This window comes from Clostridium cadaveris, from assembly GCF_020911725.1.
Taxonomy (GTDB): Bacteria; Bacillota; Clostridia; order Clostridiales; family Clostridiaceae; genus Clostridium_X; species Clostridium_X cadaveris.
The window spans coordinates 2422065-2443169 of record NZ_CP076620.1 but is presented as its reverse complement, the minus strand read 5'-3'; the positions used below and the strand labels follow the sequence as shown (position 1 = coordinate 2443169).

Here is a 21105-nt window from a genome sequence, read left to right as displayed (position 1 = left end):
TTTGCAATGGACGTTAAAGAGTTAACTAAAAAATATGAATATGCATGGGAGAAGTATTCTGATGAGGATCTAAAGAAGGTTTTTGATCTTTCTGATAGATATAAAGATTTCATGACTATAGCAAAGACAGAAAGAGAATGCGTTGACGAATTTGTAGCTCTTGCAGAAAAAGAAGGTTATAAAGATTTAAACAAAATCATAGAAAACAATGAGAGCTTAAAGGCTGGAGATAAAGTTTATGTAAATCATATGGGAAAATCTTTAGCATTATTCCTTATAGGAAAAGAAAGCTTACAAAAAGGAATGAGAATTTTAGGAGCTCACATAGACTCACCTAGACTCGACTTAAAGCAAAATCCTTTATATGAAGATACTGATCTAGCTATGATGGAAACTCATTACTATGGTGGAGTAAAGAAATATCAATGGGTTACAATCCCACTAAGTATTCATGGTGTTATGATTAGGAAAGATGGATCATCAGTAAAGGTTGTTATTGGTGAAGATGCAAATGATCCAGTAGTAGGAATTTCAGATCTTTTAGTGCATTTATCAGCAGATCAAATGCAAAAGAAGGTTGCAAATGCAATAGAGGGAGAAGATCTAAATATATTAGTTGGATCTATTCCAATTAAAGATAAGGAAGCTAAAAATAGAGTAAAACTCAACATATTAAAACTTTTAAACGAAAAATACGGAATAGTTGAAGAAGATTTTGTATCAGCAGAATTGGAAGTAGTACCAGCTGGTGCTGCAAGAGATTATGGCTTAGATAGAAGCATGGTTGTAGCATATGGCCATGACGATAGAATATGTGCATATACTTCTTTTGAAGCTATGATGGAGATGACAGAAGCAGACAAGACTTGTGTAACTCTACTTGTTGATAAAGAAGAAGTTGGTAGCATAGGTGCTACTGGAATGCATTCAAAATTCTTTGAAAATGCAGTAGCAGAAATAATGGACAGAATGGGTGACTACAGTGATATAAAGGTTAGAAGAGCCTTATCTAACTCTAAGATGTTATCCTCAGATGTTAGTGCGGCATTTGATCCAAACTATCCAAGTGTAATGGAAAAGAATAATTGCGCATACTTTGGAAAAGGTATAGTATTCAATAAATACACTGGAGCAAGAGGAAAGAGTGGCTGTAATGATGCGAATGCTGAATTTGTAGGTCAAATAAGAAGCATCATGGATAAACATGGAGTAACATGGCAGACTGCAGAGCTTGGAAAGGTTGACCAAGGCGGCGGTGGAACTATAGCATATATTTTAGCTCAATATGGTATGGAAGTAATAGATTGCGGAGTAGCATTACACAATATGCATGCTCCATGGGAAGTTGCATCTAAAGCTGATATATATGAAACTATGAGAGGTTACTACGCATTCTTACAAGAAGCATAAAGTTAAATAATAATATAAAAAATCCTGAGATTTTCATATCTCGGGATTTTTTTTTGTGTAAATCCTAGAAAAACTTAATAGGATTTAAAATTTTAAAAGCCTTAGATAGTTTCTAGAGAATAATTAGTAACTAAATATATATATATGAATATTATGTATTAGAACCAAAGACAATATTTTAAGAAACCAAGGTAGGTGTTTTGTATGAAATATGAAAGATTTAAAAATTATGGATTATGGGTATCTATTTTTTCTTTTATTCCACTATTATTACATGGATTAGGAATAAATATACTTCCAGCTAATTATGAACAGATAGTCACAGCTTTTTTAGGGATATTAGTTATGGCTGGATTATTAAATAATCCTAATACAAATTCTAAGTGGTATGCAGATGATAAAGAATTAAGGGGATCTGATAAAGCTTTAGAAGAAACTTTAAAATCGCCTGATAATGTAAAAGAATCCGAGAAGCCAAAACAATAAAAAATAGGATGCATTAGCATCCTATTTTTAATGCCTCTAAAAATTTGTTTAGATAATCTTCGGTGAACTTTACACTTCCTATAATTCCATGTTTTCCATCTCCATCTATTCCATGGTAGTCAGAACCACAAGTTACAAGTTTATTATAATTGTGAGCTAGAGTTATGAAGTCTGCTTCTTTCTGCTTAGAATTTAAGTAATAAAAAGCTTCTAATCCATCAAAATCAAAAATCCTCATAAGGTCATGAGGAGAATTTTTCTTTAACAGTATAGGATGAGCAAGAACAGCTAAAGCTCCATGTTTATGAAGAAGGGTTATAGCCTCTGAAATTGATACTTTTTTATTTGGAACATAAGCAGGACTTGAATCACTTAGGAATTTATCAAATATATAATTCCAAGAATAATCATAACCAGCATCAATTATTGCCTTGGCAATATGAGGGCGTGCCACAAGACCATTACTGATACTTAAGACTTCATTGTAATCTATTTTTATATTAAAACAAATATTAAGATTTTCTATAAACTTTTCTGCTCTTTTAAGTCTGGCATCTTCCTTGTCCTTAAGAAAATTTATAAGATCCTCATTATGGTATCCATCACCCTTAAAATATCCAAGTATATGCACTGATTCTCCATTATGGAGAGAGGAAAGTTCGATTCCAGGAATCACTTTTACACCAAGTTTGAGACCCTCTGAAATTGCTTCATCTATTCCTTTTAGTGTATCGTGGTCGGTTAAAGCCATTATATGAACATTATTTAATTTGGCTGCTTCTACTAATTCAGATGGAGATTTGCGACCATCAGATGCAGTTGAGTGGGTATGAAAATCAACTTTAAGTTTCATGATTACCTCCATAAAATTGAATTTAAAAATTATAGTACAATTATTATAGCATAGAAAAAACTATTCTAGTGTGATATGATTTTTATTAATAAAACTCAGGAAGAAAATAAAGATTAGTTTTAGCGTAAAGAGGGAGATTGTTTATGGAAAATGAAAATTTAAATTTACTAAAACAGTGTAGAATATGCCCGAAAAACTGTAAAATAGATAGAACTGATGGAGGTTTGGGATTTTGCAAGAGCTCAGACAAAGTAAAAGTCGCAAGGGTATCTCTGCATAAATGGGAAGAACCGTGTATTTCAGGAGAGAAGGGCTCAGGGACTGTATTTTTTTCTGGCTGTAATCTTAATTGCGTGTTTTGTCAAAATCATGATATAAGTCAAGAAGGTGTTGGAAAAGAAATAACTATAGAAAGACTTAGTGATATATTTCTAGAACAGCAGAAGCGTGGAGCCAATAATATAAATTTAGTGACTCCTACTCATTATGCAGTACAAATAGTAGAAGCTTTAAAAATTGCTAAGAAAAAAGGTCTTAAGCTTCCGGTAATATATAATAGCAATGGTTACGAAGCTTTGAATACTTTGGAGATGTTGAAGCGGTATGTGGATGTATTTGTTCCGGATTTAAAGTACTTTAAAGATGAATATGGTATTAGATACTCTAAGGTTCCAAATTATTTTGCTATTGCATCAAAAGCTGTAGAAAAAATGGTGGAGATGACCGGAGAAGTTAAGTTTGATGAAAAAGGAATGATTCAAAAAGGAGTAATAATAAGGCATTTAATGTTGCCTGGATTACTGTTTGACTCGAAAAAGATAGTAGACTATATACATAAAACTTTTGAAAACAAGGTATATATAAGTATTATGAATCAATATACACCTATGTTTAAAGCTTGCAATTATAAAGAAATTGACAGACCACTAAGCAGCAAACATTATGATAGTCTTATAGATTATTGTATTGAGATAGGAGTAAAAAATGCATTTATACAAGAGGAAGGCACCGATGAGAAAAGCTACATACCAGAGTTTGATTTAAGAGGAGTTTAAAACTTAAACATAAAAAGATAAGCTATCTTAGGAAAAGGGGACGGGGAATCCCTGTTCCAAGATAGCTTTTTTTATTTGAAAGTAAAGATATATTTACACAATCCATAAAGATTGTATGCTGCATGAACATCCTTCATAGTGAGAAAGTCTTCTTTAAATATACCATCCCAAGTATGAACTGACAATATGCTGTCATTGTATATGTTAACTACGTATCTAACATTATCTATAGTTATGAATAGTTTATAAGGTGGGATTTCTGGAATACCATTAGGCTTATCTATAAAATCTTCAGCTTTTATATCGTTTATAAAATTCTTTAATACTGGTACAGCTTCTTTGGTGATATCAATCTGTTTATGTAAATCTGATTGAAAAAGAACTACTGAAAAGTCATCAGTTTTATCTATTAAAGAGCATAGATTTTGAGTGTAGTAGTATATATTAGGTTTCTTTTCATTATAGGATATTAGTTGAGCTTTACAACCGCTAAAAATTAGAACCGTAAAAAGTAAAAGCTCAATAAGTATGAATTGCTTTTTTTTCATCTATAAGACCTCCATAATGTACTTACTAAATAAAATATGATAATTTTTATAATTATAGAACATATTATGGAATTATGAATAAAATATTATACAGTACTTTAGGAGGAATTTTATGAAGTATGGTATAGACGCTATGATGAACTGTTTAGAAGAAGAGTTGACGTTAAGTCATTATGTGAAAGAATATATGATAAATAGAATTAATGAGCTAGGGCATATTGCTGTAAATTGTGAAGTTGGTAAAAGCAAAAATTTAGGTGAAAGTCTATATAATAAGGTTAAAATAGCAAATAACGCTAGAGTTGATTTGTTTTTTTCTATAAAAATATCATTAGCTAAAACAAGCAGTGTTGTTTTATATACTAAAGGAGATGCAGCTAAAACTATGGCTGAAGATATTATTAAATCTTTAGATGAACTAAAATTTTCCTCGGGAAACATAGTAAGTGATAGTAAACTTTATTTAATAAAAAATATAAAAGCTGAGGTTTTATTAGCTGAAATAGAAATTAATGACGCCGATGAAGAGATATTAAAGCAGATAAGTGAAAAAATATTGAAAATTATAGTTATTTAAACAATAAAGTTAAATTAAATTTAAAAAAAGTCATAAAAAATTAAAGAAAAATAGTAGCTTTTGTAGAAAAAATGTGTTACAATATGTTTGTAAGTTAATTGGTTTCGAGTTAAGAGCCAAACAATATTTAACCCCTTATTTATATAACCCCTTTTCAGATATTGGTTCCCCCAACCAATATCTTTTTTTGTAAAATAGTTTTGATAGAAGAAGTTTTTAGAATATAATAATTATTAAGGGGGGCGTTACGTGTATAAAATTCAAGTTAAAAGAAAAAAAGTGAAAAACATAACAATAAGAGTTTTAAGCGAAACTCTTGTAACCGTCACTGCACCGATGTATGTAAGTGATGATTATCTTAATAAAGTTATAAAAGAACGATTAAAATGGATAGACGAAAAGATAGAAATTATGAAAACTAAAAACATGGATAAAGAATGTAACTTAAAGTATTTGGGGAGAGTATATGCTATTCATGTAATCTATAGTGAAGATGAAAAAATAATTTTAGAAGACGCAAAGGCGTATATATATGTGAAAAAAATTGATGATATCAAGTATATAAAATATCTTATAAAAGAATGGTATTACAAAGAAGCGAAAAAAATATTTGAAAATCTTATAAGAAGATATGAGGGAATTACAGGTAAAGTAGTATACGCCGTTAGAATAAGGCCTATGAAAACAAGATGGGGGAGCTGTAATACTGTAAAATCGTATATAAATCTAAACTTAAATCTTATAGAAAAGCCTATGGAGTGTATAGAGTACGTTGTTCTTCACGAAATAGCTCATTTGACTTATCCTAATCATAGCAAGGAATTTTGGAATTACGTAGGAACTTATATGAGTGATTTTAAACAGAGAAGACAAAAATTAAAATAAGCATTCACATAATATTGTGAATGCTTATTTTTTACCCCCAAGACTTGCATACATTAATCCATTTAATATAGTTAGAGTATTTTTCAAGTTCAGGTATTGTAAGTTCAATAGCGCTGTTGCTACTTCCGCAAGCAGGAAATACTGTTTCAAAACGCTTTAGAGACTCATCGAGATAAACAAGAACATTTTCATTAATTCCAAATGGACAAACTCCACCAACTGAATGACCTATGAGATTTTCTACTTCATCTGGAGTCAACATCTTTGCTTTACAGCAAAACTCACCTTTGTATTTAGAATTATCAATTTTAGCATCTCCAGCAGTTACTATTAATATAGAATTATCGTTAGCTTTAAAAGAAAGCGTTTTTGCTATACGTTTTGGCTCACAGTGAAGAGCTTTAGAGGCTAATTCTACAGTAGCACTGGAAGCTGCAAATTCTTGAACTCTATTCTCTAGGTTGAATTTTTTAAAGTAGTCTTTAACTTTGTCTATAGACATGTTTTTCTCCTAATAATAAAAATTTTATAAGTTATAGAGCGAGATCATTACTGCTTCTACAGCAATGGAATGTTTTATTAGATGTTCTGTCGTCAGATAATTATGTAAAAGTTCGACTGATGATTTTCTCATATATAATCCTCCTTATGATTTCTGAAAATTATGTATATATTATACAATAAATTTTAAATAGTTCAAAATAAGAATAATTAGAAAATTTCATAAAATTACAAAGTTAGATAAATAACAGTCAATGCTGTTAATTGTATAACATATAAAAAGTAAAATATAAGTGTTATTATCGGGTATATATCAAAAATTACATTGATATTTTACTTAAATAACTTAAATAACTTAAAAAACTTTAATTTATTTTTAATAAATTTAATTAAATTGTAATGAACCTGCCTATTAATTAAAATAATATTAGATAAAAAAATAACAAACTTTTTAAAATGAATATATAAAACGGGAGGAAAGTTTAACGATGTTAGCAATTATACAAAAAACACTAACAGACAACGCTATACTTGGTGCAATATTTTCATCAGTAGCAATTATACTTTTAGGATTTTATTTAAGAAAAAAAGAAATCATTGGATCAAATGCATCAAAGATACTAACTAAAGTAGTTCTTACAGTGTCATTACCAGCATTAGCATTTACATCATTCATGAAAGATATCAACCAAAAAGAATTACAAGAGGGAATAAACATCCTTATATGGGGATTTATTATTTACATAGGAATGATTCTTATAACTAAGTTAATATACGTAAAGGTTAAAGGAGAAAAACAAGATGTTTATAGAGTACTTACAGTATTCGGATCAACTACTTTCTTCGGAACACCAATCGTTAAAGCAGTATATGGTTCAGTTGGAGTTATGTACTCTAATATATTCAATATAGCTTACAGAGTTTTCTTATACTCATACGCATTCATCAAAATGTCTGGCGCAAAGATGGACAAGGAAAACTTTAAAAAGAATATGAAAGAAATATTCTTAAATCCAATAATACTTGCAACTTTCTTCGGATTATTTATATGGATATTCCAAGCTAGTCTTCCACAAGTATCAGTTACAGTTGGAGATAAAGTACAAAGTTTTGCATTCTTAAGAATTGATCAAACTTTACCTTGGTTATATAAACCATTAACTTACTTAGATAAATTAGCATCACCACTAGCTTGGTTAGCAATTGGAGCTACTTTAGCAGAGGTTCCATTTAAGACAGCTATGGCTAAGAAAGATGCTTGGGCATATAGTGCAGTTAAGGTTATGTTAATACCAGCTATCAACTTAGTAGCATTATTTGTATTAACTAAGACTGGAATATTACCAGTATCATTCTTTGGTCTTGCTACAACAGTAATAATGCTTGCAGCACCAACAGCAACAGTTGCGGCATCATATGCAATAAGTTTTGATAAGGAAGCTGTATTTACATCAAACTGTTCTTTATTATCAACAGTAGCTGCAGTAGTTGCAGCTCCAATATGGATAGTAATCCTTGAAATAATAAAGAATATGGGTATATTCGGACTATAATAAGACAATTATATATAAGATGATTTTTAGAAGAGGTCTTCAGCTTTATATTTAAGCTGCAGGTCTCTTCTTATAGAAGGATATGGAGGGTGAAAATATGAGTACAAAAATAGTATGTTATGGTGTTAGAGAAACTGAGGTTCCATACTTCCACCAATTAAATGAAAGATTTGGATATGAACTAGAGTTAATAAGCTCAAATTTAACTCATGAAAATGTAGAAACTGCTATGGGTTCAAAAGCTATAATGGTTAGAGGAAACTGTAAAGCAGACAGACAAAATTTAGAGATATTAAAGAAACATGGACTACAATATGTTCTAACAAGAACAGTTGGATTCGATCACGTGGATTTAGATGCAGCTAAAGAATTAGGATTAGAAGTTGCAAGAGTTCCAGGATATTCTCCAAATGCTATAGGGGAGCTTGCAGTTACATTATCTATGATGCTTTTAAGACATACAGCTTATACTGTAAGCAGAACAAATGAGAGAAACTTTAAAGTTGATCCATTCATGTTCAGCAAGGAAATAAGAAACTGCACAGTTGGAATATTAGGAGCAGGAAGAATAGGTCTTACAGCTGCTAAACTTTTCAAGGGATTAGGTGCAAATGTAATAGCTTATGATGTGTTCCAAAGCGATGCAGCAAAAGAAGTTGTTACATTTATGAGTCTTGAAGAAGTTATGGCAAACTCAGATGTAGTATCTGTACATATGCCATATATTAAAGGACAAAACTATCATATAATCAATAAAGAATTAATTGAAAAAATGAAAGATGGAGCAATCCTTGTAAATACAGCTAGAGGAGAAGTTCAAGATCTAGAAGCTATACTTGATGCTGTAGAAAGCGGAAAACTTGGTGGCTTTGGTACAGACGTAATTGAAGGAGAAGCGGAAATATTCTTTAAAGATTTTGAAGGAGCTGCTTTATCTAATCCAGTATTCGAGAAAATGATGAACCTATATCCAAAGGTTCTTGTAACTCCACATATGGGATCTTATACTGATGAAGCTTTAAGAAATATGGTTGAAATTTCTTATGAGAATTTACAAGAATATTTAACAGAAGGAAAATGCAAGAACGCATTAGTATAATATAAAAAAATGTGTAAAAGAAGTTCGATTTTAAAATTGAACTTCTTTTTTTATGATTTTTAATGTAACATGGCATAAATATTAGGATGATAATAAATATAAAGTGGAATTCAAATTTTACTTATGATATTATTTAAAAGGTGATAGGCAAATGAAGAAAAAAATAAAATTAGAAAATAAATTTATAATCTACGGAATTTTAATAACTTTAATTCCTCTGATATTATCCTATGGTTTTTTCATAGATAATAAGCTTAAAAGTGTAGATGAAAGAATAAAAAATAAACTTAAAGAAGTAGGATTCATAGTAAGTGATACAGAATTCATAAAAGATAAACTTAAAAATAGAGAATTTGACTATTCAATTCAGGGATATACCAAAAAACTTATTGCTCACATTGAAGATGTGGACATAGTAGTTGTTGCAGACATGACTGGAAAAAAATATTCTCATTTAGATGAAAATCAAGTTGGTGCTATTTATGTAAATGATGATAAAAAAGAAGTTTTAGATAAAGGCACAAGTTATTATTCTATTATGGTAGGGTCAATGGGGAAAACATTAAGATGGTTTGAACCTATATATTATCATGGAAAACAAGTTGGATTTGTAATGGTTGGAAAATACTATAAGGATATACAGTATATAAATAACAGCATAAAACTTAATTATGCAGTGCTATTTTTAGTTGTATTTTGTATAACTATAGTCATATCAAAATTGTTTTCAAAAAGGATAAAAAAACTTACTTTAGGCATGGAACCGGAAAATATAACAAGGCTATATATAGAAAAAAAAGCTATATTGGATAGTGTTCAAGAAGGAATAATAGCTCTTGATGAAAAGCATAAGGTAATAGAATTAAATAAAAAATGTGAAGAGATTTTAGAAGATTTTCCATTAGAAAAAGTGCTTAAAAAGTTGAAAAAATATATAGAATTAGAAAAAGATCTTCAAATGAAAGAGTTTATCATAGATAAAACTAGAGTATTTGTTACAATAAATACTATACAGGAAGAGGGGGAATATCTAGGCTGCGTTATTATAATGAATGATAGAAAGAGCATAGATAGAATAGCAAAAGAAATTACAGGAGTAGATGAAATTGTAAAGAACCTCAGAGCGAATGTGCATGAATTTAAAAATAATCTTCATGTCATATTAGGACTGATAAAACTTAAGGAATTTGACGAAGTCACAAAATATATATTGAAGCTGCAAAAAATGCAAGAGTTCAAAACTGTAAAGTTTTCTAATATTGAAGATCATTATGTGAGAAGCATATTAGCAAGTCGTGAGTTAATTGCCAAAGAGAGAAATGTGACTTTCGATCTTAGTAAAGAGTCCTTCCTTTTTAATAATCATGGTTCTGTAGACTCTAATGACATTACAACAATTTTAGGAAATTTGATTGAAAATGCATTTGAAGCTTGTGCAATGAAAGATGATGATGACAAATGGGTTAAAGTTTATCTAACGGAAGATGAAAATCAAATTGATATGAAAGTTGTGGATAATGGTATAGCAATAGATGAAGATATCAAAGATAATATATTTACTTTAGGAATATCAAGCAAGGGAAAAAATAGAGGAACAGGGCTGGCTTTAGTGAAAAACAGAGTAGATCTTTACGATGGAACAATAGAAATAGAGGAAAATGATGGAGACAAGGCTTTCTATATAACTATTTATAAGGGAGAGTAGAAAATGAAGAATGTATTAATTGTAGAAGATGACCCAATGGTTGCTTTAATTAATAAGAGATATCTTGAAAAAGTTGACGGAGTTAATGTACTTGGAATTGTAATGACAGAAGAAGAAATAATAGAATATTTGGATAGAGATGAAGTTGATCTTATACTTTTAGATATATATCTTCCAAAGAAAAATGGCATAGATATACTAAAAAGTCTTAGAAATAAAAATTATCTTGTTGATATAATAATGATTACCGCTGGTAATAGTGTTGAAGAAGTAAAGACTGCTTTTGCTTACGGGGTGGTGGATTATTTAGTTAAACCATTTGACTTAGAGAGATTTGAGGAAGCTATAAAAAGATATATATCCAAAAATAAAATTTTAAAAAACACTGAGAATTTAAATCAAAGAGAGCTAGATAAGCTAAGGAATATAGACAAAAATAATGAGAAGTCAGAGCTTCCTAAAGGTTTGAATGATAGGACGTTAAAAAAGGTTAAAGAACTTTTAAGTATTAATAGACATAGGGTGTGGACGGTTAGAGAAATTTCTAATGAGCTTAATATAAGCAATGTAACCATAAAAAAATATATGGACTTTTTAGAGCAGACAGGTAAGGTAAGAGTAGATAGCACAAGCGGAAATGTAGGAAGACCAGAACTTTTATATGAAATTAATGAAGAATTGTAAGCTGATGAAAAGATGTTCAATATAAGTTGAACATCTTTTGTCATTGAATGATTTTACTGGAAATATAAATTATTAATATGAAAACTTTTATGACTCAAAAAATTAAATTTGATTTATAAAAATAATTACTTTATAATTAGTTATTGTAAAAATCATAAGAATATATATGAAAATGATAATTTATAAAGGTTACTTTAATTATTTTAAAATAATTAAAGGATTTTTATTGTCATAATTAACAAGGGGATGTTTTGTTTATGTTAGAAGTTGTTAAAAGCACATTGACAGATGACGCTATTGTAGGAGCTATATTTTCATCCATAGTGATAATTATTTTAGGAATATATCTTAGAAAAAAAAATTTGCTTGGAGAAAGTATATCTAAAGCACTTAGTGACGTGGTTTTATGTGCATCACTACCAGCCCTTGCTTTCACATCTTTTATGAAAGACATAGATCAAAAGCAGCTGCATGAGGGTATTAGTATACTTATATGGGGATTTGTTGTCTATATAGGACTTATATTTGTAACAAAGATTATGTACATAAGGATGCAGGGCGAGAAACAAGATGTGTATAGAGTGCTTACCATATTTGGATCTACCACATTTTTCGGGATCCCTATAGTAGCATCTATTTATGGAGATGTTGGAGCTATGTACGCGAATATATTTAATATATCATATAGAGTTTTCTTATATTCTTATGCATTTATAAAAATGTCCGGATTAAAAATGGACAGGGAGAATCTAAAACAAAATGTAAAAAACGTAGTACTTAATCCTATAGTTATAGCCACTTTTGTAGGACTGTTTATATGGATATTTCAAGATAAAATGCCTCAAGTAGCAGTTCAAACTGGTGATACGGTACAAAATTATGCATTTTTAAGGATTGATAAAACTGTACCATGGTTATTTAAGCCTTTAACTTATTTGGACAAGTTAGCATCACCGCTTTCATGGTTGTCTATCGGTACAACTTTAGCAGCAGTTCCATTTAAAACTGCAGTAGGAAGAAAAGATGTTTGGGGTTATAGCTTGATTAAAGTTATAGTAGTGCCTATAATATGTTTAGCAGGACTTATGGTGCTTATAAATGTAGGATTAATTAAGGTATCTTTCGTTGGAGTTGCAATGACTGTACTTATGATGTGCTCGCCTACGGCTACAGTTGCAGCTTCTTATGCAATAAGTTTTGACAAAGAAGCGGTATTCACCTCAGAATGTTCTTTCTTGTCTACATTTGTAGCAGTAGTAGCTATGCCTATATTTATAGTAGCATTAGAGGTTATGAAAAATATGGGGTTTATACCTATGTAAAGTTTATAAATAAAAAGAATTTAGGAGTAAATTATGAAATTTAAGGAAATGACTTTAAAAGATATAAAGCTAGTTGCTGAATTGTATGTTAAAACTTTTAATTCAGAACCATGGAATGATAGATGGACTATAGAAACAGCCACGAAAAGACTTACTCAGATGATGGATGCATCAGCAGCATATGGAATAATAGCATATGAAGGTGAAATGATATGTGGAATGATCTTGGGAAGTGAAGAGCAGTATTATAATGGTCCGATGTTTAATATTAAAGAGTTTTGTGTAAGAAATGATATTCGTAAAAGCGGATTTGGGACTAAAATTTTCAAAGAATTTGAATATAGATTAAAGGAAAAAGGAATATCTTCAATAACACTAAACACAGTAGCTGGACATAAAACAGAAGGCTTTTATAACAAGATGGGTATGACAACTTTTTCTGATATGATTGTTATGGAAAAAGAAATATAACATAAAAAGTAGATGATAAGGTTAATTGATATGGTCATGAATGTAAGAAAAGTTTTATTATTTAAACTGTTCTTTACGTTAATACTATCTCAAAAAAGTTTATCATCTGCTTTTATTCTTTTAATAAAATTATTTTATATATTCATCAATTTCTTCTTTTGAAGGTTCTTGGAAAAAACCATCAAATCTTTTTCGCTTTTCTGGAGTCATATAATAACCACGAACACCATCATTTATAGCTTTATTCCTGATTTCAAGATGTTTTGTTATAACTTCATAAGGTGGATTTACATAATGAAGTTTTACTTCTATACCTTTACTTTTAAAGAATCTTTTTGTTTCATCTCTTTCTTCTTTAGACCAAAAACCAAAATCTAATATTACATCTATATTCATCTCTAACATTTCAAGAGCCTGTCCAAATAAAAACTTCTTGCATCTACTAACCATTTCTTGATGTTTAGCAGGACCTATACAATCGTCAAATAAAATGAGCATAAGGTCATCGTAAGATAATATAAAGGTATTTCCTTTAGTTTTTAAACTTTGTGCATAGGTACTTTTTCCACTTCCTACTTTACCACAAAGCATGTGTACTATTGCCATAAATTATCACTTCTTTCATTTATAATTAAGTTATAAAATTGCAAATTATTAATTATATTTATTATACAATGAAATTTAAATAGAGAAAATCTTAGATATGAAAAAAGAACTCCGTGGAGCTCTTTTAAGAATCGATATAAAGTGAAATTTTCTTATTCTTTAAAATTTTAAATTTTGTATTAAAAGATTTTATAAGTTTACTATTAACTAGATTATTTTTGTTCTTTTGGTTTTATAGATAAAGCTAATATTTCATCTTTTCTTTCTATAGTATCATTTGATAAAATCATCTTTTCAATTTTATCATGACCTATTCTTTCTATCATATCCCCAAAACGCTCTTTCTTAAAGGCATTCTCACGGTAAACTAAGATAGCTTTTTCAATTATATCAAGAGCTTCCTCTATACTGTAAATTCCATTTATCTCAGAACCAGGTCTTCCTTGACGACCCCATTTTCCGCCGATTAAAATTTTAACTCCGTGGGCCTTAGAAGATAGACAGTGAAAATAACACTTCTTTATACATTTACCACATCTGTTGCATATATAACGATTTATAGTTATTTTTTTATCTACAACTTTTGGTGCATGCATTAAACAGTTCATCTCAACTGCACATTTAGTGCATCCACGGCATATATCTTCATGTATTTCAGGCATATTTTGTCCAATTAATCCAATATCATTTAAATCAGGTTTTACACAGTTATTAGGACAACCTCCTACTGCAATTTTAAATTTATGAGGAAGTTCTACATTTTTGTATCCAATAAAAAATCTGTCATGAATTCTCTTTGCTATATCAGCAGAATCAACTTGCCCAAATACACAAGTTCCTCCCTTACAAGCTACAACGGGTCTGATTTTATCACCAGTACCTCCAGTTATAAGCCCATGTTCTTTAAGATCAGATATAAGAGCATCGATTCCTTCATACTTTACGCCCTGCATCTCAACTGTCATTCTAGAAGTAAAGGCTACTTTTCCATTGCCGTATTTTCTTGCAGCTTCTGCAATAGTTTCCAAATCTTCGCTGGTAAGAGTACCATTTTCAGTGATAACACGACAATTAAATTCATCTTCTGTACCCCTGTTGTATAAAAATCCTAAAGATTTTACACGCTTGATGTCATCTGGTTTTACTTTCATAAATACAACTCCTTAAATTTATAGCAAGCAATAGGTGTGCTATTTTATTTCCACATACTATTTTATAAAATTCTAATAATAATGTAAAATTATAAATTCTTATTTATATATAAGATTATATTATGGTGGATTTATAGTATAAAAAAGCTGGACTTTGAACCGACCCCCAAAAGTTAGACCAAAAATCTAACGAATTGGAGGTCGATTTTTTATGGCAAAATACAGTTATGAACTTAAGAAAAAGGTTGTTGATGCATATTTAAATGGTGAAGGCGGATATTCGTATCTTGCCAAGACTTATGGTATTCCTGCGTGGAGTAACATTAAGAAGTGGGTATTATCTTATTCCAAAATGGGTGATGAAGGATTAAAGCGCTCAAGAAAAAAAAATAATTATTCTTTTGAATATAAACTTCATGTGGTAGAGTTATATTTATCAAGTGAGGTTTCGTATCAGGATTTAGCTCTCCAAGAGAAAATCAACAACCCAGTACAGATATGTAAATGGGTCAATGATTTTAATATTGCAGGTGTTGATGCATTGAGACCGAAGAAGAAAGGTCGTAAGAAGTCATTGGTATCAAATAATAAGAAAGAAAAAGTACAGTTATCTTCAGAAATTACTCCAGTAGACACAAGTGCTGAACATGTGAGACAACTTGAAGATGAACTTTTAAAGCTTAAAATTGAGAATGCCTATTTAAAAGAACTGAGGAGGCTGCGTTTAGAGGAGGAAACTCTTCTGAAAAAACAGCGAGAATCATCCACAGCCTCCGAGGAGACTTCAAACTAAAAGATATTCTCGCAATTGTTAGCTTTCCGAAGGCAACATATATGTACTGGCAGAAAAGATTTGATAGGAAAAATCCTGACCAGGCAATTGAGGATACAATCTTAGAAATACATAACACAAACAAGGATTATGGCTATCGTAGAATATATGGTGAACTTCGAAATCAGGGCTTTATTGTTAATAAAAAGAAAGTACAGAGAATCATGCAGAAACTAAATCTCCAAGTTACTTCCTTTACTAGAAAAAGTCGTAAATATAGTTCTTACAAAGGCAAGATCGGAACAGTTGCGCCCAACAGAATCAGAAGACGTTTTAATACAAATATCCCTCATCAGAAAATCACAACAGATACTACTGAGTTTAAATACTATGAGGTAGATTCTAAGGGACATATGACGATGCACAAACTATACTTGGATCCGTTTATGGATATATGTAACAGTGAGATTTTAAGTTACGGTATTGATAGGCGGCCTTCTGCCACCAATGTGATAAATGCTCTAAATGAAGCCATTGAAATAACATCTGATTGCCCATATCGAAGAACATTTCATTCTGACCAAGGCTGGGCTTACCAGATGAAGTCATACTCACATCGTCTTAAAGAAGAGCGGATTTTTCAGAGCATGTCCCGCAAGGGAAACTGTCACGATAATTCTGTAATGGAAAACTTCTTTGGACTCTTGAAACAGGAAATATACTATGGTGTTGTTTATTACAGTTATGAGAAATTGAAATCTGAAATAGAAAGATATATAAAGTACTACAATGAACAAAGGATTAAAGAGAAACTAGGATGGATGAGTCCTGTGCAATACAGACTCAAACTCTTGGCTGCATAAAAATAGCGAGGCAGCCGAAACTGTCTCGCTAATAAAGTCTAACTTTTGGGGGTCACATTACTTAAGTTGTCCAGCTTTTTTATACTTTTCTGTGAAATTACTTCATTTATAAGAAAAAACGATTTTTTATCTGTGAATTACGAAATGTGATTTGTGAGTGAATGTTCGTATTGTAATTTTTTTCTAAATTCAATTTTTGACTTATAAATAAATAACAAATTACAAAATACGAAAATAAAAATTGTAAATTCATATAAAATAACGAAATTAACCGTATAATATTTATAAAAATATTGAAAAAGTTCGTAATAAGATGTAATATGGATTTACAGTAATAAAAAGGAGGACCTATATATATGTTTTCAGAATTATTAACTGATGCTATGGCTATAGTTGGAGTTATATTAAACGGATTACCACAAGGACTTTTGGCATTAACGTTCGGATTTGCGTCTATTCCTACGGCATTTGCATTTTTAGTTGGTGCAGTAGGTAACTTTATAACAGGATCTGTTGCGCCTATATCATTTCAAGCGGAAACTATAACTTACGCAGGAACTGCAGGGAAAAACATGCAAGAAAGATTATCAATGATCTTTATCGGAGCACTTATAATGGCACTTATAGGTATGTTTGGCTTTTTAGGAAAGATAGTTGATTTTATTGGACCAATAATAACATCAGGTATGATGGCGGGTGTTGGAATTATGCTTGCTAAAGTTTCTATGGACATGTTTAAGGCGGAGAAAAAGGTGAGTGCAATATCTATAGCTTCAGCAGTTGTAGTTTACTTGATGACAAAGGATTTAGTATGGACAATAACTGTATCAGTTGTGCTATCAAGTATAGCAGCTAATATGTTTAATAAAGATATGAGAAATGTGGAAATACATAAAGAGAAGGTCGAAAAAAAGAAGATAACAGTGAGTTTAAACATATTAAGAGGAGCACTAGGGATGGTATGTTTAAACATAGGATCAAACATAGCATTTGGAGCTATAACTGGAGAAATTGCAAATACAACAGTTAATATAGATCATCTTTCTGTTATAAGCAGTGTTGCTGATATGGGATCATCTTTATTTGGAGGAGCACCAGTTGAATCAATAATCTCAGCCACAGGTAGTGCGCCCCATCCAATTGCAGCAGGCATAATCATGATGCTTATAATGGCTGCTATATTATTTTGTGGTCTATTACCTAAAATAGGAAAATATGTACCGGCACAGTCAATCAGCGGATTTTTATTTGTTCTTGGAATATTTGCTACAGTTCCAGTAAATGCAGCAGCTGCTTTATCTGGATCATCAGGCATGGTTGGTGGAGTTACAATGGCTGTTACGGCAGTTAGTGATCCATTCTTTGGAATGGTTGCAGGAATAATAACAAGATTTGTTTTAGGAATTTAAGGGGGATTTTAAAATGAGTACATATAAATTAAACATTTTGTCACTTGAAAGAAATTTACCTATAATAAAGATTAAAAAAGATTTAGCAATTGCAAGTTTTGTGATCTTAGGGGATACGGAGCTTATACAGGTTACAGCAAAAGAGCTTGTAAAAAAATTAAATAATGTGGATGTTATAGTTACAGCAGAAGCAAAAGGAATACCTTTAGCTTATGAAATATCAAAACTTTTAGGCATGAAAGAATTTATAGTTGCAAGGAAAAGCATAAAGTCATATATGAATAATCCTATTATAGAAGAGGTTCAATCTATAACAACTAAAGGAAAACAATTTTTATGTCTTGATGAAGTTGAAGCAGAAAAAATAAAAGGAAAAAATGTTGCATTAATAGATGATGTGATTTCAACAGGAGAGTCATTAAAGACATTAGAAAGCTTAGTTGAGAAGGCCGGGGGGAATATAAAGAAAAGAGCTTCCATATTAGCAGAAGGTGATGCAGCAAATAGAGAAGATATAATATTTATAGAGAAATTACCTCTTTTCAAAGTTGAAGGTGATGGAAAGCTTGTAGAAATGTAAGATTAATATTGTTTGAGATATTTTAGACACAATACATAGGGATTGTGTCTTTTTTATATAGTTTAAGACAAATTATGTTAATATATAATTAGTACTATGAAAAAAATTAGATGTTGGGAACAGGGGGATATAGATGGAGAGAAGAGTTTGGGCAATTTATTTTAGTGCTACTGGAACAACTGAAAAAGTAGTAAAAACAATAGCTAGAGAACTTGGAAATATGATAGGTGCTCAGGTTAATGAGATAAACTATACACTGCCACATCAAAGGCAAAAAGAATATGAATTCAATGAAAATGATATCGTAATATTTGGATCACCTGTATATGCAGGAAGAATTCCAAATATACTTCTGCCATTTTTAAACTCAGGATTCAGAGGTAATGGGGCTTTAGCTGTACCTATTGTGATGTTTGGTAATAGAAATTATGATGATGCTTTGATTGAACTTAGAAATATTCTTGAAAAGGATGGTTTTTGCATTATTGCAGCTGGAGCTTTTGTAGGAGAACATTCCTTTTCCAAAATTCTAGCATCAGGAAGACCAGATTTCAAAGATTTAAAACTAGCATATAATTTTGCGGATAAAATAGCTGAAAAGTTAAGATGTACAATAATGATTTTAAAATTCCAGTGGAAGTATCAGGTGAAGAACCAATACGTACATATTATAAGCCTCGTGATAGAAAAGGTGTTTTTATTAATATTTTAAAAGTAAAACCAAAAACAAATGAAAAATGTATTAACTGTGGATTATGCTCAAAGATTTGTCCAATGGGTTCTATAGATAAAGATGACCCAAGTAAGGTAGATGGAATATGTATAAAATGTGGTGCTTGTATAAAAAAATGCCCTGCAGAAGCAAAGTATTATGATGATTTCGGATATTTATATCATAAACATGAGTTAGAGGAAGAGTACTCAATGAGGAAAGAACCGGAGATGTTTTTATAATGAATACTAAAAGGAGCCTCGCAATAATTAGTTAGTGCGACAGCTCCTTTAATTTATCCTATTTGTGATTCTTCTTCTGATGAAGGATTAATTTCGTCCCAAAGCTCTGCATTTTTTATGCCTAAAGCCTTAGCAGAGAATACAGGGTCTTTTCCAGCTTTCCTTTGTTCACAGTAGTCATTAAGAACACGGATAGCAGTATTTCCAAGAAGAAGTATAACTGTTATGTTTATAATAGCCATTATTCCCATAAGTACATCTGCAAGATTCCATACAAAATCGTATCCTGCGATACTTCCAAAGAAAACAGCAACGATACATGTTATTCTAAATAAAGTCATAGAGCCGCCCATTTTGTTTTTTATAAACATTACATTTGATTCAGTGTAATAGTAATTTCCTATGATTGAACTAAAGGCAAAGAAGAATATTGAAATTGTTATAAATGTTATTCCCCATTCTCCAACTTGAGAAGCAACTGCCTGCTGAACAAGAGGCATTGCTTTTAAGGCTGTATAGTCAACACCAGAGATAAGTACTATAAATGCTGAAGTACTACATATTAAAAGAGTATCGATAAATACTGATAATGTTTGAACAAGTCCTTGTTTTGCTGGATGAGAAACTTGAGCTGAAGCAGCTGCGTTTGGTGCGCTACCCATTCCGGCTTCATTAGAGAATAAACCTCTTTTTATTCCATGAAGTACACAAGAACCCATAAAGCCTCCAGCAAAACTCTTGAAATTAAATGCACTTGAGAATATAAGTGAGAACATTTCAGGAACTAAGCTGAAATTTTTTCCTATTATAAATAATCCAAGGATCATGTACATTATAGCCATAACAGGAACTATTACTGAGGATATAAATGCTATTGCCTTTTGGCCTTTAAATATTATAAAAGCAGTAAATAAAGAAAGAACTAATCCTATAGAAGCAGGTATAAACATATTTGGAAATTCTCCACCGAAATAGTGTGAAAAAGCTGATACTATGTTGTTTGCTTGAAGAGAATTAAATCCATATGCAAAACACGTTATAAGAGCAACAGAGAATATAACTCCAAGCCATCTTTGTCCAAGGGCTTTTTGTATATAGTAGGAAGGACCTCCTCTAAACTCTTCTCCATTTCTGACCTTATATACTTGAGCTAAAGTGCTTTCGATAAAAGCTGATGATGAACCTAAAATTGCCATAACCCACATCCAAAATACTGCGCCTGGACCACCTGCTGCAATTGCAGTTGCAACACCTGCTATATTACCAACACCAACCCGAGAAGCTGTTGATATCATAAGGGCTTGGAAAGACGATACTGCTGAATCATTGTCATTTTTTTCTAATAGCTGTTTAAAACTGTCTGGTAAAAGTCTAAATTGAACAAACTTTGTTCTTACGGTAAAATAAATTCCAGTTGCAACAAGTAATCCTACTAGGATATACCCATACATAAAATCGTTCACAGCCCCTAAAATTCCATTAAAAAAGTTCATATAAAATCTCCCCATATAAATTAAATTTTTGAAGATCACTGTCTTCAAATGCCATATTAGTCAATATTGTATCATATTATTACGAATATATAAATATAAGTATAGAATATATGTTGAAAAATATGCTA

The 21105-nt window shown here is 30.8% G+C and carries 22 protein-coding genes; 16 read left to right on the top strand and 6 right to left on the bottom strand.

Translation table 11 applies throughout. The annotated features are described in order from the left end of the window. Nucleotides 1–6 precede the first annotated feature (6 nt). Together KQH81_RS11655 and KQH81_RS11650 are read left to right on the top strand one after the other, a co-directional pair. Nucleotides 7–1410, top strand: a complete 1404-nt coding sequence (locus KQH81_RS11655) for an aminopeptidase (RefSeq protein ID WP_027639129.1) — start codon at nucleotides 7–9, stop codon at nucleotides 1408–1410. A 204-nt stretch (nucleotides 1411–1614) separates the two neighbouring features. After that, on the top strand, nucleotides 1615–1896 hold the full coding sequence (locus KQH81_RS11650; protein ID WP_027639128.1) for a hypothetical protein: 282 nt from the start codon (nucleotides 1615–1617) through the stop codon (nucleotides 1894–1896). A 13-nt stretch (nucleotides 1897–1909) separates the two neighbouring features. Here the strand turns inward: KQH81_RS11650 and KQH81_RS11645 are convergent, their stop codons facing one another. After that, nucleotides 1910–2749 (bottom strand): PHP domain-containing protein, encoded by an 840-nt coding sequence (locus tag KQH81_RS11645; protein WP_027639127.1) that lies wholly within the window; start codon nucleotides 2747–2749, stop codon nucleotides 1910–1912. Between the two features lie 143 nt (nucleotides 2750–2892). Here KQH81_RS11645 and KQH81_RS11640 point away from each other — a divergent pair, with 143 nt between their 5' ends. Further along, nucleotides 2893–3804 carry a radical SAM protein gene (locus KQH81_RS11640; protein WP_035770851.1) on the top strand — a complete coding sequence of 304 codons (912 nt, stop codon included), beginning with the start codon at nucleotides 2893–2895 and terminating at the stop codon, nucleotides 3802–3804. Between the two features lie 71 nt (nucleotides 3805–3875). On the opposite strand, the gene KQH81_RS11635 is transcribed toward KQH81_RS11640, so the two are convergent. Further along, the gene (locus KQH81_RS11635) at nucleotides 3876–4352 is read right to left on the bottom strand and encodes a DUF4883 family protein (RefSeq protein WP_027639125.1); all 477 of its coding nucleotides are present in this window, start codon (nucleotides 4350–4352) and stop codon (nucleotides 3876–3878) included. 112 nt (nucleotides 4353–4464) lie between these two features. Between KQH81_RS11635 and KQH81_RS11630 the strand changes: the two genes are divergently transcribed. Together KQH81_RS11630 and KQH81_RS11625 are read left to right on the top strand one after the other, a co-directional pair. Further along, complete coding sequence (locus tag KQH81_RS11630; RefSeq protein WP_027639124.1) at nucleotides 4465–4929, top strand: N-acetylmuramoyl-L-alanine amidase; 465 nt, start codon at nucleotides 4465–4467, stop codon at nucleotides 4927–4929. A 249-nt stretch (nucleotides 4930–5178) separates the two neighbouring features. After that, the gene (locus KQH81_RS11625) at nucleotides 5179–5814 is read left to right on the top strand and encodes a M48 family metallopeptidase (protein ID WP_027639123.1); all 636 of its coding nucleotides are present in this window, start codon (nucleotides 5179–5181) and stop codon (nucleotides 5812–5814) included. Between the two features lie 31 nt (nucleotides 5815–5845). On the opposite strand, the gene KQH81_RS11620 is transcribed toward KQH81_RS11625, so the two are convergent. Continuing rightward, nucleotides 5846–6316, bottom strand: coding sequence for a YbaK/EbsC family protein (locus tag KQH81_RS11620; protein ID WP_027639122.1), 471 nt, complete (start codon nucleotides 6314–6316; stop codon nucleotides 5846–5848). Between the two features lie 487 nt (nucleotides 6317–6803). On the opposite strand from KQH81_RS11620, the gene KQH81_RS11615 reads away from it, so the two are divergent. From KQH81_RS11615 to KQH81_RS11590, 6 genes are all read left to right on the top strand, one after another. Then, nucleotides 6804–7868 (top strand): AEC family transporter, encoded by a 1065-nt coding sequence (locus KQH81_RS11615; protein ID WP_027639121.1) that lies wholly within the window; start codon nucleotides 6804–6806, stop codon nucleotides 7866–7868. A gap of 97 nt (nucleotides 7869–7965) precedes the next feature. Then, a complete protein-coding gene (locus KQH81_RS11610; protein WP_027639120.1) occupies nucleotides 7966–8967 on the top strand; it encodes a 2-hydroxyacid dehydrogenase in 1002 nt (333 codons plus the stop codon). Nucleotides 8968–9118: 151 nt separating this feature from the next. Further along, entirely contained in the window at nucleotides 9119–10672 is a 1554-nt protein-coding gene (locus KQH81_RS11605; RefSeq protein WP_027639119.1) for a sensor histidine kinase, read from the top strand. A 3-nt stretch (nucleotides 10673–10675) separates the two neighbouring features. Next, nucleotides 10676–11356, top strand: coding sequence for a response regulator (locus KQH81_RS11600; protein WP_027639118.1), 681 nt, complete (start codon nucleotides 10676–10678; stop codon nucleotides 11354–11356). A gap of 257 nt (nucleotides 11357–11613) precedes the next feature. Then, nucleotides 11614–12678, top strand: a complete 1065-nt coding sequence (locus tag KQH81_RS11595; protein ID WP_027639117.1) for an AEC family transporter — start codon at nucleotides 11614–11616, stop codon at nucleotides 12676–12678. Between the two features lie 33 nt (nucleotides 12679–12711). Next, nucleotides 12712–13149, top strand: coding sequence for a GNAT family N-acetyltransferase (locus KQH81_RS11590; protein WP_027639116.1), 438 nt, complete (start codon nucleotides 12712–12714; stop codon nucleotides 13147–13149). A gap of 129 nt (nucleotides 13150–13278) precedes the next feature. Here the strand turns inward: KQH81_RS11590 and KQH81_RS11585 are convergent, their stop codons facing one another. Together KQH81_RS11585 and KQH81_RS11580 are read right to left on the bottom strand one after the other, a co-directional pair. Beyond that, entirely contained in the window at nucleotides 13279–13755 is a 477-nt protein-coding gene (locus KQH81_RS11585; RefSeq protein ID WP_027639115.1) for an AAA family ATPase, read from the bottom strand. A gap of 212 nt (nucleotides 13756–13967) precedes the next feature. Continuing rightward, nucleotides 13968–14906 (bottom strand): (4Fe-4S)-binding protein, encoded by a 939-nt coding sequence (locus tag KQH81_RS11580; protein ID WP_230028322.1) that lies wholly within the window; start codon nucleotides 14904–14906, stop codon nucleotides 13968–13970. Between the two features lie 211 nt (nucleotides 14907–15117). Here KQH81_RS11580 and KQH81_RS11575 point away from each other — a divergent pair. The 5 genes from KQH81_RS11575 (at nucleotide 15118) to KQH81_RS17680 (ending at nucleotide 19484) form a co-directional block, all read left to right on the top strand. Further along, a protein-coding gene (locus tag KQH81_RS11575; protein WP_230028321.1) for an IS3 family transposase occupies nucleotides 15118–16541 on the top strand; the annotation gives its coding sequence in 2 pieces (ribosomal slippage) (nucleotides 15118–15643 and nucleotides 15643–16541; 1425 coding nt in all). 356 nt (nucleotides 16542–16897) lie between these two features. Continuing rightward, nucleotides 16898–17950, top strand: a complete 1053-nt coding sequence (locus tag KQH81_RS11570; protein ID WP_035770632.1) for a solute carrier family 23 protein — start codon at nucleotides 16898–16900, stop codon at nucleotides 17948–17950. A 13-nt stretch (nucleotides 17951–17963) separates the two neighbouring features. Continuing rightward, entirely contained in the window at nucleotides 17964–18530 is a 567-nt protein-coding gene (locus KQH81_RS11565; protein ID WP_027638525.1) for a phosphoribosyltransferase family protein, read from the top strand. A gap of 133 nt (nucleotides 18531–18663) precedes the next feature. Then, nucleotides 18664–19242, top strand: coding sequence for a flavodoxin family protein (locus tag KQH81_RS11560; protein ID WP_326839245.1), 579 nt, complete (start codon nucleotides 18664–18666; stop codon nucleotides 19240–19242). Then, complete coding sequence (locus KQH81_RS17680; protein ID WP_326839244.1) at nucleotides 19164–19484, top strand: 4Fe-4S binding protein; 321 nt, start codon at nucleotides 19164–19166, stop codon at nucleotides 19482–19484. Before KQH81_RS11560 ends, KQH81_RS17680 begins: the two co-directional genes overlap by 79 nt. A 53-nt stretch (nucleotides 19485–19537) precedes the next feature. On the opposite strand, the gene KQH81_RS11555 is transcribed toward KQH81_RS17680, so the two are convergent. Continuing rightward, on the bottom strand, nucleotides 19538–20977 hold the full coding sequence (locus tag KQH81_RS11555; RefSeq protein ID WP_027638527.1) for an alanine/glycine:cation symporter family protein: 1440 nt from the start codon (nucleotides 20975–20977) through the stop codon (nucleotides 19538–19540). Nucleotides 20978–21105: the final 128 nt, after the last annotated feature.

Coding starts and splice junctions, on each gene's coding strand:
- KQH81_RS11600 (WP_027639118.1), top strand. CDS start 10,676: ATGAAGAATGTATTAATTGTAGAAGATGACCCAATGGTTGCTTTAATT.
- KQH81_RS11615 (WP_027639121.1), top strand. CDS start 6,804: ATGTTAGCAATTATACAAAAAACACTAACAGACAACGCTATACTTGGT.
- KQH81_RS11565 (WP_027638525.1), top strand. CDS start 17,964: ATGAGTACATATAAATTAAACATTTTGTCACTTGAAAGAAATTTACCT.
- KQH81_RS11620 (WP_027639122.1), bottom strand. CDS start 6,316: ATGTCTATAGACAAAGTTAAAGACTACTTTAAAAAATTCAACCTAGAG.
- KQH81_RS11645 (WP_027639127.1), bottom strand. CDS start 2,749: ATGAAACTTAAAGTTGATTTTCATACCCACTCAACTGCATCTGATGGT.
- KQH81_RS11635 (WP_027639125.1), bottom strand. CDS start 4,352: ATGAAAAAAAAGCAATTCATACTTATTGAGCTTTTACTTTTTACGGTT.
- KQH81_RS11650 (WP_027639128.1), top strand. CDS start 1,615: ATGAAATATGAAAGATTTAAAAATTATGGATTATGGGTATCTATTTTT.
- KQH81_RS11595 (WP_027639117.1), top strand. CDS start 11,614: ATGTTAGAAGTTGTTAAAAGCACATTGACAGATGACGCTATTGTAGGA.
- KQH81_RS11570 (WP_035770632.1), top strand. CDS start 16,898: ATGTTTTCAGAATTATTAACTGATGCTATGGCTATAGTTGGAGTTATA.
- KQH81_RS11630 (WP_027639124.1), top strand. CDS start 4,465: ATGAAGTATGGTATAGACGCTATGATGAACTGTTTAGAAGAAGAGTTG.
- KQH81_RS11555 (WP_027638527.1), bottom strand. CDS start 20,977: ATGAACTTTTTTAATGGAATTTTAGGGGCTGTGAACGATTTTATGTAT.
- KQH81_RS11560 (WP_326839245.1), top strand. CDS start 18,664: ATGGAGAGAAGAGTTTGGGCAATTTATTTTAGTGCTACTGGAACAACT.
- KQH81_RS11610 (WP_027639120.1), top strand. CDS start 7,966: ATGAGTACAAAAATAGTATGTTATGGTGTTAGAGAAACTGAGGTTCCA.
- KQH81_RS11640 (WP_035770851.1), top strand. CDS start 2,893: ATGGAAAATGAAAATTTAAATTTACTAAAACAGTGTAGAATATGCCCG.
- KQH81_RS11585 (WP_027639115.1), bottom strand. CDS start 13,755: ATGGCAATAGTACACATGCTTTGTGGTAAAGTAGGAAGTGGAAAAAGT.
- KQH81_RS11590 (WP_027639116.1), top strand. CDS start 12,712: ATGAAATTTAAGGAAATGACTTTAAAAGATATAAAGCTAGTTGCTGAA.
- KQH81_RS11605 (WP_027639119.1), top strand. CDS start 9,119: ATGAAGAAAAAAATAAAATTAGAAAATAAATTTATAATCTACGGAATT.
- KQH81_RS11655 (WP_027639129.1), top strand. CDS start 7: ATGGACGTTAAAGAGTTAACTAAAAAATATGAATATGCATGGGAGAAG.
- KQH81_RS11580 (WP_230028322.1), bottom strand. CDS start 14,906: ATGAAAGTAAAACCAGATGACATCAAGCGTGTAAAATCTTTAGGATTT.